The sequence below is a fragment of the Pseudomonas sp. FW215-R2 genome (assembly GCF_058789255.1).
Window position 1 is genome coordinate 420,387 of sequence record NZ_JBYTBO010000001.1, and the last position, 16,153, is coordinate 436,539.

Consider the following 16,153-nt stretch of genomic DNA (forward strand, 5'->3'; position numbering starts at 1 on the left):
GCGGGCCTTCTTATTATTTTTGAGTCATGGCGGTTGGCCACAGGCGTTGGGCCGAATCGTAGCCGCGCCCTGAACAATGTGTCAATTTCAAGAATCGTCTTTAAATAGGCAAAAATCGTCTAAAAAAAGTAAATTTTTCGATGGCTGCGTGCAGGGAAACGCCTGTAATCAGGAATTTTGATGCCGTCTCACGCGCAACCGTCGAGGCCGCAAACCGGCAAGGTTTGCGCCGATGGTGCCGACGGAATCGACTCGCTCAACCACTGTGCAAAGGCCTGCGGTTTGCCGAGCCACGGGCCAATATCGATCAGGGTGAACTGCCCGTCCTGTTCCAACGCAAAGGTCGGAAAGCCTTGGCCACCGAGTTTCGCCAACAATGCGCGGCTGTTCTTTATGTGTTGATCGGTGTCAGTCGCTTTGAGGGTTTTGAGGAACGTATCCGCCTCGTAGCCCATCTCTGCCGCGCACTCCACGAGCACGGCTTCATCGGCAATTCGCCGGCCTTCTACATAGTGTGCGGTTTGCAAACGGCCAAGCAGTTCCAGGCCACGCTCATCGATGCTTTCTGCTGCCATGACAGCAGCAATCGGTGGCGCGGAATCAAAAACCGCCGTGTGATCGCGCAACAGACCTTCGAAATAGGCTTCGCCGAACGGCTGTCCGGTGTATTCGGCGATGCGTCGGTCGTGAGGCATCACGTAATTGCGCAGTTGCGGTGAAACACTCTGGCGGTTGGCACCGGTCATCATGCCGCCCGCGTGGGCGATCACCGGCAGCACTTGTTGTGCGGCTTGTACCAGCGGTTTGGCGCCATAGCACCAGCCGCACAGAGGGTCGTAGATGTAATGAAGCGTCATCGGAAAGCTCCGGCAAGAAGGTGGGAAAAACGATGTCGTCACCTTAATCCTCTGGTCGTTGCGGAAAAACGCCGGAATGGCTTTCAGTCTGTTTCGGCAATCGGTCGAATGGGGTCGTTGTCAGTCTTGTAACAGTCTTGAAAAAGACCTGAAACAAAATGAAACAATCAAACAACGGAACCTTTCAGGAATAATTAACGGAAGTAAATGCAAAGCATTACCATTCGCGCACTCGAATTCTTCCACCCTTCCGGATGCGCTTTTCAATGCCTGCCCCGTTCCGTCTCACGCCCGTCACGCTTGGGCTTTCTGCCTTTTTGTCCTCCGGTTTCGCTTACTCCGCGACCGAACTTCCCGCCACTTCGATCAGTGCTGAAGCGCAGGCCGACGACCCGCGCGTAAAGGTCAGCAACACCGCAACCCGCACGTCCACCCCCGTGCGCTACGTGCCGCAGGCGATCGATTCGATCAAGACCGCCAACGTCGCGGATTACGGCGTCAATGACATCGAAGATGCCCTGAGCGGGATTCCCAACGTCAGCGGCGGAGGCGACACGCGCTTCGACAGCCTGCGCATCCGTGGTTTCGACGCCAGCAACGACTTCTATCTGGACGGCATCCGCGACGACAGCCAGTACAAGCGCGATCTGCACAACATCGAACGCGTCGAAGTACTCAAGGGCCCCGCCGCCGTGCTGTACGGCCGTGGCAGCCAGGGCGGGATCGTCAACCGGGTGAGCAAGGCGCCCGAGTTCGGCCGCCGCTCGACCATTGAGGCCCAGGGCGGCAGCGAGGATCTGCGCAGCCTGTACGCCGACCTCAGCGCCGACCCGAGCGAGAACATCAGCCTGCGCCTGAACATGGGCAACATGGACGAGAACAGCTTCCGCGACGGTGTCAGCGGCAACCGCAAACTGTTTGCGCCGTCGATGAGCTGGCAGCTTACGCCTGACCTGAACTGGCTGGTGCAATACGAATACAGCCGCTACAACCGCACGCCGGATCGCGGCATTCCCGGGGTCGGTGGACGTCCGGCGGATGTCGGCCGGGACACCACCTACGGCAACGATCACGACTTCATCGACGACAAGACGCAGTCCCTGCGCTCGAAACTGAGTTATGAAATCAACGACAACTGGCAACTGCGCCACACGCTCGGTGTGTTCAAGCTCGACAGCGATTTCGACAACACCTACCTCACCGGCTTCGATGCGAAGACCAACAAGGTCACCCGCCAGCACTGGCAACAGGATCTGACCACCCGCAACGTGTTCAACAACGTCGAACTGGAAGGCGGCTTCGATACCTTCGGCCTCGAACATCGACTGCTGACCGGAATCGAAACCGGCAGCCAGCGCCGCGACCCGACGCTGTACAACGCGGCCACCGGCCGTGGCACCCAACCGGTGCCGTCGCTGGATCTGTACAACCCGGATCGCAGCCAGCGCCACACCGGGCGCATGCAGGTGTCGAGCAGCAGCCACACCGAAGTCGAAAGCCGCGCGATCTATGTTCAGGATCAACTGCGCCTGAACGATGAATGGCAACTGCTGGCCGGTCTGCGCTACGACACTTTCGATATCGAGTCGACCAACAAACTGCGTAACATCTCCGAGGACCGCGACAGCCACAGCACCAGCCCGCGTTTCGGCGTGGTCTGGACGCCGCTGCAGAATCACTCGTTCTACGCTTCATGGACCAAGACGTTTTCGCCGGTTGGCGGCGGTCTGATCGGTATCACCCCCGGCGCGGCCGGCAACACCAACGACCTGAGCCCGGAGCTGACCAAGCAAAAGGAAATCGGCGTCAAGAGCGACTGGCTCGACGATCGCCTGAGCACCACCCTCGCCGTCTACGAGCTGGAACTCTACAACCGCCGCACCACCGACCCGGTCGATCCGACGCTGACCGTGATGAGCGGTTTGCAGCGCTCGCGCGGGATCGAACTGACCGGTACTGGCAAGATCGTCGGCAACTGGTACGTGCGCGGTGGCGTTGGTGTGCAGGACGCGACCATCGAGAAGGACAACAACGGCCTGGAAGGCAAACGCGTCAACAACGTCGCCAAGCACAACGGCAGCCTGTTCCTGACCTGGAAACCGGAGATGGGCTGGTACGGCGAAACCGGTCTGACCATGGTCGGTCAGCGTTACGCCGACAACGCCAACACCACCGTGTTGCCGGGCTACGGTCGCTGGGACGCCCTGGTCGGCTACCGCCACAAGGACTGGGATTTGCGCGCAGCGCTGAACAACATCACCGACCGCGAGTATTACTCGTCGGCCACCAGCGCCTTCCAGATCCAGCCAGGCGCACCACGCAGCCTGGTCATGACCGGCACCTACAGCTTCTGATTCACGCCCATAAAAAAAGCGCTGCCATCCCGGCAGCGCTTTTTACAATCCTTGTTTGTTCTTCTTATCCTTCCATCACATCCCACAATGCGTCCAGTTCGGCCTCGCTGAACAGGCCAGCGGGGTAACGCTCGATCATCATCCGGCGCGGATCAGGTTCCCTGATCTGACGCGTTCCATTGGATTTCAACCAGTGCGCGACAATCTGGAGCGACTCACTATTTACAGCCATGGGATGCAACGTCCGCTCGCTGATTACGTTCACTTCGGCGTTCATTTCAGCGCTCTCTCCCCGTTCGTGAGCGGCTACGTTATCCAAGGTTTATGACAGAACTGTTGAAGTTCTCCCCCCTCCCTAGTGCGTCATGAGCGATACAAGAGCTATGCCAACGTAGTGAAATTGTCGACCAGCGGACATAAAGAAACCCGCAGTCCTGACGGGCTGCGGGTTTCTCTTCAAGCGTGGGCAACAAATGACTGCCCGGTCGATTTTTCAATCAACTCAAGCTGTTACATCCGCACTCACTCTTTGTGCGGCGCGGGTTGCTGTTGGGTAAGGCAGTGAATGTTGCCGCCACCCAGTAACAGTTCACGACCCGGCACCATCACCACTTCGTGTTGCGGGAACAGGTTCTGCAGGATTTCGCGGGCCGGGGCGTCCATTGGATCGTCGAAACTCGGTGCGATGATGCCGCCGTTGACGATCAGGAAGTTCACGTAGGACCCGGCCAGACGCACGCTCGGGTTGCGCTCCTGAGTGCCGTCCACCGGGTCCACGCCCGCGCACTCTTCTTCGGTGGCAAACAGCGGCCCCGGAATCGGCATCTTGTGCACCGTGAACGGGCGGCCCTTGGCGTCGGTGCTGCTTTCCAGCACTTTCATCGCAGCCTGGCAGCGCGGGTAGTTCGGATCCTGCGGATCGTCGGTCCACGCCAGCAGCACTTCGCCCGGACGCACGTAGCAGCAGAAGTTATCCACATGGCCGTCGGTTTCGTCGTTGAACAGGCCATCCGGCAGCCAGATGATCTTGTCCACCGACAGGTTTTCGCTGAGCACCGCTTCGATTTCCTCGCGGCCCAGGTGCGGGTTGCGATTGCGGTTGAGCAGGCACTCTTCGGTGGTGATCAGGGTGCCTTCGCCGTCGACGTGAATCGAGCCGCCTTCAAGCACGAAACCTTCAGTGCGGTAGCGTGGGCTGCGTTCGATCTCGAGGATCTTGCCGCCAACCTGAGAATCACGGTTCCACGGCGAATACAGGCCGCCGTCAAAGCCGCCCCAGGCGTTGAAGTCCCAGTTCACACCGCGCACTTCGCCGCTGTTGTTGATCACGAAGGTCGGGCCGCTGTCGCGGACCCAGGCGTCATCGCTGGACATCTCGACCACGCGGATATTCGGCACGTCGAGGCGAGCGCGAGCGTTTTCGTACTGGCCGGCGGACACCGCCACGGTCACCGGTTCGAAACGCGCAATGGCCTTGGCCACGGCGGCGTGAGCGGCCTGCGCGGGCTTGCCGCCCAGACGCCAGTTGTCCGGACGCTCGGGCCAGATCATCCAGGTCTGGGTTTGCGGCGCCCATTCGGCCGGCATGTGGAAGCCATCGGCGCGTGGGGTACTTTTCAAGGTGGTCATGTCGATCAGGACTCCAGGGAACGGTCGAGGGTGTTCAACGCGCCGAACAGGTTTGGACGACGGACTATGGCGACTTTATAAACGATAAATATCGACTTTAAAAGCTAAAAACAAATGATCTCTTTTGAATCTACCGATTAATGCCGATACAAATCGGCATTAATCGACCTATCACAGGCTCAGAGGCCTTCTTCCAGCACCTTCGACAGCATGTCGACAAAGAAATCCACGCTCTGACGCGAAGTGACCATCGGCGGTTTGATCTTGAGGATATTCAGGTCATCGCCGGTCGGCTGCATGAAGATCCCCAGCTCTCGCAGGCGATCACACAGCAGCGTGGTTTCTTCGGTTGCCGGCTCCAGGGTCTGCCGATTGCGGATCAGTTCGACCCCCAGATAGAACCCCGAGCCATGCACCGCACCGACCAGCGGATGTTTATCGATCAATGCCTCCAGCCGCTGCTTGAAGTGCCCGCCGACCACCTGGGCGTTTTCCCAGAGTTTTTCCTCTTCCATCACATCGAGCACGGCCATGCCGATCTGGCAACTCACCGGACTGCCGCCCGCGGACGAGAAGAAGTAACCCTCGGCTTCCAGCGCTTCGGCGATTTCCCGGCGGGTGATCACGGCGCCCAGTGGCTGGCCGTTGCCCATGCCCTTGGCCATAGTGATGATGTCCGGCACCACGCCTTGCTCTTCGAAGCCCCAGAAGAAGTGGCCCATGCGCCCGTAACCGACCTGCACCTCGTCGGCGATGCACACGCCGCCCCGGGCGCGCACCAATTCATAGACTTTTTTCAGATAGCCCGGCGGCAGCGAGATCCCGCCCGCATTGCCGTAGACCGGCTCGCAGATGAACCCGGCCAGTTGCCGCTTCTGCTCGTCGATTTTGGCCAGGTTGTGTTCGACGCTGCGCACGTAGTCCGGCGCCGAATCAAGCCCACGGAATTCACCGCGATAGATATTCGGCGCAGTCACCGGGTGTACCCAGTCCGGACGGCTGCTCAGGGCCTGCGGATTGTCGGCAATCGAGGTCGACACTGCATCCGCGCCGACCGTCCAGCCGTGATAGGCCTCCAGCACACTGAGCATGTCGCGCCCGCCGCTGTAGGCCCAGGCCAGACGGATCGCCAGATCATTGGCCTCGCTGCCGCTGTTGACCAGGAACACCCGGTCCATGCCTTCCGGCGCCAGTTTCAGCAAGCGTTCGGAAAACTCGGCGACCGCCGCATAGTTGAACCGCGAGTTCGTGTTGAGCAACGACCACTGCCGGCTCGCAACCGCGGCCATACGCGGATGACCGTGCCCGAGCACCGCGACGTTGTTGAGCATGTCGAGGTAGGAGCGGCCCTGCATGTCGATCAAGTGATTGCGCCAGCCGCGCTCGATGCGCGGCGGGTCGACGTAATAATGTTTCTGGGTGCGGGCGAAACTGGCATCACGGCGCGCCAGCAGGGATTGCGCATCCAGTTCCGGCTCAGCGTCGCAGGCCAGGCCCAGCAGCGCCGCTGGCGATGGGGACAGCGCCTGCCACGCCGGCGCGCGGGTCGGCGTGCAGAACAGCGGTGCCTCAAGGTGCGCATCGCGAACCAGTTGCACGATCAACGGGCCCTCCACCGAACCCAACACCTGGCCTTTGACCAGCGCCGCACCGCTGTGCAACGACGGCGTCACGCCCCACAGGCGCACGCTCAGTTGCGGGCCGTCGAGTCGCAGCGCGCCGTCAGCCGACAGATGCAGAACGCCCGCAAACGGCGCTTCCACCGTCGTACCCTGAGGTACGCGCAACTCAACGTGCAGCGGGAATGTTTCTGGCTCCTCGGCACTGTCAGGCCGGGTACGAGACAGACGGTATTGCCCGTATCGACTGGCGGCCAGACCGTGGATGGCGGCGGCCTCGTTCAACAGACGTTGATCAATGCCCGATTGCTCCCAATTGCCCGCCTCGAAGTGCGCGCTCAACACACCCAGATCAATCAGCGCGAACTCGCGCCCGACCAGACCGGGTAACAACGGCGCGAAGCCTTCACTGTCGATGGCCGGCAACGTCTGCTCGACTGCAGAGAGAATCGCCGCCTCCATCAGCGCCAGCGGCACCGAAGTGGCGACCCGGAAGATTTCCCATTCATGGGTGAGGTTGTCGCGGCTGTAGGTATTGCCCGGATCAATGCTGACCTGTTGCTCGCCACTGAGCACCAGCACCGCCGCGCGCGCCACGATCAGCGGCCACAGCGCCTGCAATTCTTCGTGTTGCAACGGATTGACCGCGTGGTAGGCCTGCACTGCCGGCAGGATCACGAACGGATCGCCCCCGGCGTGATGCAGCAACGCCGCACAGGTGACCGACAGATCGGTGATACGCCAGGTGCGCACCAGATCACCGAAATCGATGACGCCCTGCAACTGCCAGTGTCGCCGGGCATCACGCTGCCAGACCACGTTGTCGTCGGTGATGTCCATGTGGATCGCCTGCACCGGCAGCTTTTCCAGCAACGGTTGCAGACGGCGACCAGCCTGTTCGGCGGCCTCGGCGATCAGTGCGCGCTGGCGCTGATCCTCGATCACCGGCAGCAGGTGCTCGATCAGGGCACTGGCGTGGCGCGCATCCCATTGCAACGTGCGCGCGAGCCCCGGATGGTCGAACCCGGCCAGGGCCAGGTCCATTTCACCGCAGAGCCGGCCGAATCCGGCGACGACTTCGTGGCCAAGATGATCGAGCGCCGTCAGCGGCTGGCCTTCGATGTAATCGAGCAACCGCACATGCACCGCTTCACCGCCGATCTCCAGCGACAACAGGTCCTGGCCGTCATTGGCCGGGATGACCCGGGGAACATGGACATCGCAGTGTTCGGCCAAATATTTCAGGCCAGCATGCTGGGCCTGCAACTCCACCAGCGAATAGTCGCCCCGGCAGATTTTCAGCACGAATCGCCCGCGCTCGCTGTCCACGCGATAGTTGAGATCCTGCTGGCTACCCAGTGCCTGCAACGTGCCGTTCAGCCCGTAATGCTGCGCCAGAACCTGCAACGCCTGCTCCGCAGTGACCTGTGGGCCCGGCAGACTGGCGCGATGAATCAACGTGGCGAACGACATGGAACGACCCCTGAAATTTTATTAGGCGCCTATATCGCCATTGCTTTGGACGATTCGCAACCCCTGCTCCGTCGGACGGGATCGCAAGTTCGGGCGAAATGTTTCAGACCACTCGCGCCCACCGGCACTTTGCGCAAGAATGTCGACCATTCACACCTCTCACTGGAAAAAACTCATGAATGTAATCGCTACCGATCTGCCCGGCGTTCTGATCATCGAACCCAAGGTGTTTGGTGACGAGCGTGGTTTCTTTTACGAAAGCTTTAATGCCAAGGCTTTTCAGGAAGCGACCGGTCTGGATACGCAATTCGTCCAGGACAACCATTCGCGCTCGCAGAAAGGCGTGCTGCGCGGCCTGCATTACCAACTGGAAAACACTCAGGGCAAACTGGTCCGTGTCACCGTTGGTGAAGTGCTCGACGTGGCGGTAGATATCCGCCGCAGCTCGCCGAACTTCGGCAAATGGGTTGCTGTACGGCTGTCGGCCGAAAACCACCGCCAACTCTGGGTACCGGAAGGCTTCGCCCATGGCTTCGTGGTGTTGAGCGAATTCGCCGAATTCCTCTACAAGACCACCAACTACTACACCCCGTCCGCGGAGCGCAGCATTCGCTGGAACGACCCGGATCTGGGCATCGACTGGCAGTTGGACGAAGAACCGAAACTGTCGGCCAAGGATCAGGCGGGTGCACTCCTCAAGGACGCCGACGTCTTTTCCTGAATGCCTGTGTGAAACTTCAGCGCTGCTGTGCACCCGACAACGGGTGCGCAGACTGCGACTGCAAGCCTAGGCATAATGCGCCTGTATCCACAGGCGCTCGATGCTCATGACTCCGACCCTTCCCCGCCGCCCCCGCTGGCGCAGCCTCGCCCTGCTGGCCCTGTGCCTGGCCCCGCTGCTGTGGCCGCTGGAGCATCTCGCCGAACGTTACTACCGCAGTGAGCTGGCTGGCCAGAACCGCCAGACTCTCGACCTCTACGTCGCCAACCTGCTGGGCACTCTGCATCGTTACGAAGTGCTGCCACAGATCCTCGGCGATCTGCCGGCCCTGCGCGCGGTCGTCGGCGCGCCGGACGACGGTGTCACCCAGGGCAATGCCAACCGCCTGCTGAAGAACATCGCTTCCCAGACCGGCGCCGAAGTCATGTACCTGATGGACACCACTGGCCGAACGCTGGCGGCGTCGAACTGGGACAAGCACGACAGTTTCGTCGGGCGCAATTTCTCGTTTCGGCCTTACTTCAGCGAAGCCATGGCCGGACGCCTGGGCCGCTTCTTCGGCCTTGGCACCACCTCCGCCAAACGCGGCTATTTCTTCGCAGCGGCCGTGCGCAATGGCGAGAAAATCATCGGTGTGCTGGTGATCAAGGTCGACCTCGACCACACCGAAAGCCTGTGGGGCAAAACCCCGGAACAACTGCTGGTGACCGATCACAACGGCGTGGTCATTCTCACCTCGCGCCCGGAATGGCGCTTCCGCTCCACCCGTCCATTGAGTAACGACGAACGCTCAGCAATCACCGCGATCCAGCCGTACCCGACTCGCGAGCCGCGGCCATTGAACCTCAGCCCGACCGCCTGGCTGACCCAGACCCGGGACATCGAAGAAACCGGCTGGAGCGTCAGCATTCTTGCGCCGCGCACCCTGATCGATCGTCCGGTGCGCACCGTGGTGGCCGTCGGCGGCGCCACGTTGCTGGTGGTCATGCTGTTGCTCGGGCTGATGATGCAGCGCCGCCGCCATTACCTGGAACGGATCGCTTTCGAAGCCAAGGCAAGACGGGAACTCGAAGGCCGGGTCGCCGAGCGCACCAGCGATCTGGAAGGACTCAACCGGCGCCTGAAACAGGAAGTGCTGGAGCGTGAACAGGCCCAGCAGGAACTGGTCCGGGCCCAGGACGACCTGGTGCAGGCCGGCAAACTGTCAGCGCTCGGGACGATGTCGGCGAGCATCAGCCACGAACTCAACCAGCCGCTGGCGGCGATCCGCAGTTACGCGGAAAACGCCGAGGTGCTGCTTGACCATCAGCGTACCGACGACGCTCGCGGCAACCTCAAGTTGATCAGCGAACTGACCGGGCGCATGGCGTCGATCATCGCTCACCTGCGCGCCTTCGCCCGCCGCGATCGCCACGCCCCGGAAAGCGTGGCCCTGCAACCGGCACTGGACGATGCATTGGCGCTGCTGGCCAAACGTCGCCGGAGCATGGACGTCGAGCTGATCCGAGACCTGCCCGCCGCAACCTTGTGGGTTGAAGCCGGGGAAACCCGTCTGCGCCAGGTCCTCGGCAACCTGCTGGCCAACGCCCTCGATGCCCTGACCGAGAAAGGCCCGCCGCGCAAATTGTGGCTGAGTGCCGAATCCACCGGCGAGGGCGTCAATCTGTACATTCGCGACAATGGCCCGGGTTTTTGCATGGAAGCGCTGGGCCGCGCCAGCGAACCGTTTTACACCACCAAGACCCGCACACAGGGGCTTGGTCTGGGGTTGGCCATCTGCGAAACCCTGATGCGCGCCTTCGGCGGTGAACTGTCGTTCGCCAACCACAAGCAAGGTGGCGCCTTGATCACCCTGCGGCTGCGCGCCGGCGCGCCCGGGGTCAGCCTGCAACCGTCCGAGGATCGAAGTGCATGACCATCGACAACCGCATTCAGGTGGTGCTGATCGACGACGATCCGCACCTGCGTCAGGCCCTGGGCCAGACGCTGGATCTGGCCGGCCTGAAAATCCTTCCGCTGTCCGAAGCCAAGGGCCTGGCCGCCCAACTGGAGCGTGACTGGCCCGGCGTGGTGGTCAGCGACATCCGCATGCCCGGCATGGACGGTCTTGAGTTATTGAGCGAACTGCACGCTCAGGACCCTGAGCTGCCCGTACTGCTGATCACCGGCCATGGTGACGTGCCGCTGGCCGTGCAGGCCATGCGCGCCGGCGCCTACGACTTCCTCGAAAAACCGTTCGCCAGTGACGCCCTGCTCGACAGTGTGCGCCGCGCATTGGCCCTGCGGCGTCTGGTGCTGGACAACCGCAGCCTGCGCATGGCCCTGAGCGACCGCAACGAACTGAGCGCGCGACTGGTCGGCCAGTCGGCGCCGATGGCGCGCCTGCGCGAGCAGATCGGCGCACTGGCCGCGACCAAGGCCGACGTCTTGATCCTCGGCGAAACCGGTGCCGGCAAAGAAGTTGTCGCCCGCGCATTGCACGACCTGTCGAGCCGGCGCAACGGCCCGTTCGTGGCGATCAACGCCGGGGCGCTGGCTGAGTCAGTAGTGGAAAGCGAACTGTTCGGCCATGAGCCCGGCGCGTTCACCGGTGCGCAAAAGCGCCGAATCGGCAAGTTCGAATTCGCCAATGGCGGCACGCTGTTCCTCGATGAAATCGAGAGCATGAGCATGGACGTGCAGGTCAAACTGCTGCGCATGCTGCAGGAGCGAGTCGTCGAACGGCTGGGCGGCAATCAGTTGATCCCGCTGGACATCCGCGTCATCGCCGCCACCAAGGAAGACCTGCGCCAGGCCGCCGATCAAGGGCGGTTCCGGGCCGACTTGTATTACCGCCTCAATGTAGCGCCACTACGTATCCCGCCATTGCGCGAACGGGGCGAAGACGCGCTGGTGCTGTTCCAGCACTATGCCGACGAAGCCAGCGCCCGCCACGGTTTGCCACCGCATGAACTGCAACCGGCGCAACGGGCATTGCTGCTGCGTCACTCATGGCCGGGCAATGTGCGGGAATTGCAGAACGCGGCAGAGCGTTTCGCCCTTGGCCTGGAGCTGGCGCTGGACAACACTCAGCCTGACGGCAGCAGCACTGCCATCGAGGTCACCAGCGGTGGCCTCAGTGAACAGGTGGAGAATTTCGAGAAGTCATTGATCGCCGCCGAACTGGCCCGTTCGCACAGCTCGGTACGCAGCCTTGCCGAAGCCCTGGGCATTCCGCGCAAGACTCTGCACGACAAACTGCGCAAGCACGGTCTGAATTTCGCCGACAGCAGCAGCCATGGAGACGAATCCGAATGAATCGCGACAGCCGCTATCTGGAATCCGTCCTCCATCACGACATTCCGCTGACCCGGGACATGGGCCTTAAGGTGCTCGACTGGCAGGAACAGCAACTACGCCTGCATTTGCCGCTGGAAGCCAACGTCAACCACAAGAGCACCATGTTCGGCGGCAGTCTGTATTGCGGCGCGGTACTGGCCGGCTGGGGCTGGCTGCACTTGCGTTTGAAAGAAGAAGGCATCACCGACGGACACATCGTGATCCAGGAAGGACAGATCAGTTATCCGCTGCCGGTAACCGGCGATGCCAACGCCATCTGCGCGGCGCCGAACGCAGCCGTATGGAAGAAATTTCTGACGATGTATCAGCGCTACGGGCGGGCGCGATTGACGCTGCATACGCGAGTCGTCAATGCGGGGAGCGATGAGGATGCGGTGACCTTCAGCGGGCAGTACGTTCTGCACCGCTGAAGGCTGAGCGTTCCCGAGTCCGGGAACGCACTTACGAACGGGCCAGTTCCAGCAACTTCGAACGCCACGCCGCTTTCGCCGGCAGCGCCAGAAAGAATGCGTTGCGCAACGATTCCCGTGGTGGATAACAGAACGCATCACCGTTCAAATCCAGGACCTCACCGCCGGCACCTTCCAGCACGCCTTGCGCCGCCGCCGTGTCCCACTGGGACGTCGGCGCCAGTCGCGGATAACAATCCGCCGCACCTTCGGCCACCAGACAGAACTTCAGCGAACTGCCGATGTTGGCCAGTTGCAACTCGCCAAGGCTCGCGCTCAAACCGGCCAGCAAGCGTTCCTGTTCCGGGCTCGAATGACGGCGGCTGGCAACCACAGTGAACGCTTCGCCAGGCCCCGGCACGTCACGAACCTGAATCGCCACCGGCGTGCCGCCCGTGTCGCCACGCCAGGCACCGAGCCCGGCACCGCCAACGTAGTAACGCCCATTGGTCGGCATCGATACTACGCCAAAGACCACCCGGCCATTTTCGATCAGGGCAATGTTGACGGTGAACTCTTCGCTGCCGCTGATGAATTCCTTGGTGCCATCCAGCGGATCCACCAGCCACCAGCGCTGCCAGCCGGCACGCACGCTTTGCGGGATGTTGGCGTCCTCTTCGGACAACACCGGGATGCTCGGATCCAGGGCGGTCAGGCCGGCGACGATCACATGGTGCGCAGCGATATCCGCAGCGGTCACCGGCGAATCATCGGACTTGGCGGTCACCGCCACATCGGCGCGCCAGAACGGCAGAATCGCCTCGCCGGCCCGCAGCGCCAGTTCAACCACCGGCGCCATCAACGGATGGGAAAAACTCATAGACATCTCACTCATGACTGGAAAAAACCGCGCTGGGTCAGCAGATCGCGGGCCAGGTACAACGCCGCCAAGGCACGACCTTCGGAAAACTGCGGATTTTGCGCCAATGAAGAGAGATCCCGCAGGTTGATCTTGTCCACCCGCATCGGCTCCGGCTCGTCGCCTTCCAGTCGCTCCTCGTACAGATCGCTGGCAAGCACCACCTGGATTTTCTGGCTCATGTAGCCGGGGGACAACGACAACTCGGTCAGGTGTTCCAATTGCCGGGCACCAAAGCCCGCCTCTTCCTTGAGCTCACGCTCGGCCGCCGCCAGCACATCCTCGCCCGGTTCGATCAAGCCCTTGGGCAGGGACAATTCGTACTCGTCGGTACCGCCGCAGTATTCCTCGACCAGCACTGCGTGCTCGGCATCGAGCATGGCCACAATCATCACCGCGCCGTAACCGGCGCCCTTGCCCACCAGCCGCTCGTAGGTGCGCTCCACGCCGTTGGAAAAGCGCAGTTTCAGCTCTTCCACGCAGAACAGACGACTGGTGGCGACGATTTCGCGGGCAAGTACGGTTGGTTTCTGGCGCATGCAAAGCTCCTTGGCGTGAACGCGCTACTATAACGCGGCTTTTCCGATTGTTTGCGTCGGATATCTTTCTACCGTTCGAGACGTTGCCATGCCTTCATTACCGTGGTCCGACATCGATACCGTTCTGCTCGACATGGACGGCACGTTGCTGGATCTGCACTTCGACAACCACTTCTGGCTGGAACACTTGCCGCAGCGCTACGCCGAACTGCATGGCGTGAGCCGGGCCATGGCGGAAATGGAATTGCAGCCGTTGTTCGAACGTCATGCCGGTCAATTGCAGTGGTATTGCCTGGACTTCTGGAGCACGGAATTGAAGCTGTCGGTGCGCGAGCTGAAGCTGGAAACCGCCCACCTGATTGCCCTGCGCCCGGACGCCGACACTTTTCTGGCCGCGATCAAACGGGCCGGTAAACGCGTGGTGATGATCACCAACGCGCACCGCGATTCGCTGTCGCTGAAACTGGAACGGGTTGAACTGGCGCCGTACTTCGAGCGGCTGATCAGCTCCCACGATTACGGTTTTCCCAAGGAGAACCCGCAGTTCTGGGATGCCTTGCAGGCCGATATCGGTTTTGACCCGGCGCGCAGCCTGTTCATCGACGACACCCTGCCGATCCTGCGCAGTGCACGGGACTTTGGTGTGGCGCATCTGTTGGCCGTAAAGGAACCGGACAGTCGCAAGGGACCGAAGGACACGGCGGAGTTTGTGGCCGTCGAAGATTATCGGGACTTGATAGCAGGACTCTGAACGTTGCAGGAGCTGCCAGAGGCAGCTCCTGCAAGTCTGTTGTTACTCAGGAATACGCAGCGTCTGCCCCGGATAGATCTTGTTCACGTCCTTGAGCAGCGGCTTGTTGGCCTCGAAAATCTTGTTGTACTGGTTGGCATTGCCATACACCGCCAGGGAAATCGCGCTGAGGGTGTCGCCCTTTTTCACCACCACGAAACGTGCGGCAGCCACCACCGGCCCGGTGACCGTGATCTGGTCATCGACACTGCCGACGCCTTCAATATTGCCCACCGCCAGCAGAATCTTCTCTTTCTCTTCCTGGCTCGCCACCTCGCCGGTGACTGTCACCTTGTCGCCATCCACCGTCGCCTGAACATTCGGGTTACCCAACCCGACCTTGCTGATGTGTTCCTTCAATTGCTCGCTGGCATTGGCGTTGCCAGGGGTCAGCAGGTCGATCAGCTTCTCACCGGCCTCTTTTACAAAGCTCAAAAGACTCATAGCGCACACTCCTTGATTTAAGTTCCAGACGCCCAAGCCTAGACCACCACAAACCAACCCGGTTCCAGACCGACCAATGACCCTGTCGCCGCGCAAACGGTAGAATCGCCCACCCTTGCCAGCGCCCCGGAGCGAAGATGGACATCAAGCAGCTGAAATTCCTCATCGCCCTCGACGAAACCCGCCATTTCGGCCAGGCCGCCGCCCGGTGCCACATCACCCAGCCGACTCTATCAATGCGCCTGCGCAGCCTCGAAGAAGAACTCGATCTGCCGCTGGTCAATCGCGGCCAGCGCTTCGAAGGCTTCACCGCGCCTGGCGAGCGAGTGCTGGCCTGGGCCCGTACGGTGCTGGCGGCTTATGACGGCTTGCAGGCGGAAGCGGCGGCCTGTCGCGGCAACCTGATCGGTACCTTGCGCCTGGGAGTGGTGCCGCTGTCGAGTTTTGATCCGCTGCCGTTGATGCAACGCCTGCACGCTGCACACCCGGAACTGCGCTTCGAATTGTCGGCACTGAGTTCGGAGCAGATCCTCGAACAACTGGCGGACAACCGGATCGACATCGGCGTGTCCTACCTGGATCGTCTCGACAACGAGCGTTTCGAATCCCTGGCGTTCGACGAAACCCGCATGGGCCTGCTTTACGATCAGCGCTCCTTCAGCTTCGGCGAGGCACCGCTGAGCTGGCAGGCGCTGATCGAACTGCCGCTGGGCATGCTCACCAGCGGCATGCACTTTCGCCAGTCCATCGACCACAACTTCCACAGCCGGGGCCTGACACCGCAACCACTGTTGCAGACCGACGCCGTGCATCAATTGTTACAAGCTGTGCACGGCGGATTCTGCTGCGCGATCATGCCGCTGGACGGCGGCCTCGAACGCCTCACCGATCACCTGCGCCTGCAACCGATCGAAAACGCCCAGACCCTCGCCCGGCTGGGCCTTATCATGCGCCGCGGCGCCCCGCGTTCGGCACTGGCCGAGGCCTGTTTCGCGCTGTATCAGAAATCGCCAGCGGCCGCTTGATCGACGGCATCTATCGATAGATCGACACTAGCGATTAGACGCGACAAGTTGCCGC

Annotated in this window: 14 protein-coding genes; 7 read left to right on the top strand and 7 right to left on the bottom strand. The window is 61.5% G+C overall.

The window, feature by feature from the left end:
- Nucleotides 1–188 precede the first annotated feature (188 nt).
- A complete protein-coding gene (locus tag AC3WRD_RS01845) occupies nt 189–857 on the bottom strand; it encodes a DsbA family protein (RefSeq protein ID WP_096821930.1) in 669 nt (222 codons plus the stop codon).
- Between the two features lie 266 nt (nt 858–1,123).
- Here AC3WRD_RS01845 and AC3WRD_RS01850 point away from each other — a divergent pair, with 266 nt between their 5' ends.
- On the top strand, nt 1,124–3,211 hold the full coding sequence (locus AC3WRD_RS01850; protein WP_102620615.1) for a TonB-dependent receptor: 2,088 nt from the start codon (nt 1,124–1,126) through the stop codon (nt 3,209–3,211).
- Nucleotides 3,212–3,275: 64 nt separating this feature from the next.
- Here the strand turns inward: AC3WRD_RS01850 and AC3WRD_RS01855 are convergent, their stop codons facing one another.
- The 3 genes from AC3WRD_RS01855 to AC3WRD_RS01865 form a co-directional block, all read right to left on the bottom strand.
- Nucleotides 3,276–3,488 carry a hypothetical protein gene (locus tag AC3WRD_RS01855; RefSeq protein WP_065257771.1) on the bottom strand — a complete coding sequence of 71 codons (213 nt, stop codon included), beginning with the start codon at nt 3,486–3,488 and terminating at the stop codon, nt 3,276–3,278.
- Between the two features lie 245 nt (nt 3,489–3,733).
- Nucleotides 3,734–4,840 carry an agmatine deiminase gene (gene aguA / locus AC3WRD_RS01860; RefSeq protein WP_096821928.1) on the bottom strand — a complete coding sequence of 369 codons (1,107 nt, stop codon included), beginning with the start codon at nt 4,838–4,840 and terminating at the stop codon, nt 3,734–3,736.
- Nucleotides 4,841–5,019: 179 nt separating this feature from the next.
- Complete coding sequence (locus tag AC3WRD_RS01865; protein WP_102620614.1) at nt 5,020–7,932, bottom strand: aminotransferase; 2,913 nt, start codon at nt 7,930–7,932, stop codon at nt 5,020–5,022.
- A gap of 175 nt (nt 7,933–8,107) precedes the next feature.
- Between AC3WRD_RS01865 and rfbC the strand changes: the two genes are divergently transcribed.
- From rfbC to AC3WRD_RS01885, 4 genes are all read left to right on the top strand, one after another.
- The gene (gene rfbC, locus AC3WRD_RS01870) at nt 8,108–8,653 is read left to right on the top strand and encodes a dTDP-4-dehydrorhamnose 3,5-epimerase (RefSeq protein WP_096821926.1); all 546 of its coding nucleotides are present in this window, start codon (nt 8,108–8,110) and stop codon (nt 8,651–8,653) included.
- 106 nt (nt 8,654–8,759) lie between these two features.
- Nucleotides 8,760–10,568 carry a sensor histidine kinase gene (locus tag AC3WRD_RS01875; protein WP_096821985.1) on the top strand — a complete coding sequence of 603 codons (1,809 nt, stop codon included), beginning with the start codon at nt 8,760–8,762 and terminating at the stop codon, nt 10,566–10,568.
- Nucleotides 10,565–11,950, top strand: coding sequence for a sigma-54-dependent transcriptional regulator (locus AC3WRD_RS01880; protein ID WP_102620613.1), 1,386 nt, complete (start codon nt 10,565–10,567; stop codon nt 11,948–11,950). The genes AC3WRD_RS01875 and AC3WRD_RS01880 overlap by 4 nt, the downstream gene beginning before the upstream one ends.
- The gene (locus AC3WRD_RS01885) at nt 11,947–12,402 is read left to right on the top strand and encodes a YiiD C-terminal domain-containing protein (RefSeq protein ID WP_102620612.1); all 456 of its coding nucleotides are present in this window, start codon (nt 11,947–11,949) and stop codon (nt 12,400–12,402) included. The genes AC3WRD_RS01880 and AC3WRD_RS01885 overlap by 4 nt, the downstream gene beginning before the upstream one ends.
- Nucleotides 12,403–12,433: 31 nt before the next feature.
- Here the strand turns inward: AC3WRD_RS01885 and cysQ are convergent, their stop codons facing one another.
- Entirely contained in the window at nt 12,434–13,267 is an 834-nt protein-coding gene (gene cysQ, locus AC3WRD_RS01890) for a 3'(2'),5'-bisphosphate nucleotidase CysQ (protein ID WP_096821923.1), read from the bottom strand.
- Nucleotides 13,268–13,272: 5 nt separating this feature from the next.
- On the bottom strand, nt 13,273–13,839 hold the full coding sequence (gene nudE / locus AC3WRD_RS01895; RefSeq protein ID WP_102620611.1) for an ADP compounds hydrolase NudE: 567 nt from the start codon (nt 13,837–13,839) through the stop codon (nt 13,273–13,275).
- An 88-nt stretch (nt 13,840–13,927) separates the two neighbouring features.
- On the opposite strand from nudE, the gene yrfG reads away from it, so the two are divergent.
- Nucleotides 13,928–14,590: a GMP/IMP nucleotidase gene (gene yrfG, locus AC3WRD_RS01900; RefSeq protein WP_102620610.1), complete on the top strand. Its 663-nt coding sequence runs from the start codon at nt 13,928–13,930 to the stop codon at nt 14,588–14,590.
- A gap of 42 nt (nt 14,591–14,632) precedes the next feature.
- Here the strand turns inward: yrfG and lysM are convergent, their stop codons facing one another.
- The gene (gene lysM / locus AC3WRD_RS01905; protein ID WP_008080501.1) at nt 14,633–15,073 is read right to left on the bottom strand and encodes a peptidoglycan-binding protein LysM; all 441 of its coding nucleotides are present in this window, start codon (nt 15,071–15,073) and stop codon (nt 14,633–14,635) included.
- 137 nt (nt 15,074–15,210) lie between these two features.
- Between lysM and AC3WRD_RS01910 the strand changes: the two genes are divergently transcribed.
- A complete protein-coding gene (locus AC3WRD_RS01910) occupies nt 15,211–16,098 on the top strand; it encodes a LysR family transcriptional regulator (protein WP_102620609.1) in 888 nt (295 codons plus the stop codon).
- Nucleotides 16,099–16,153: the final 55 nt, after the last annotated feature.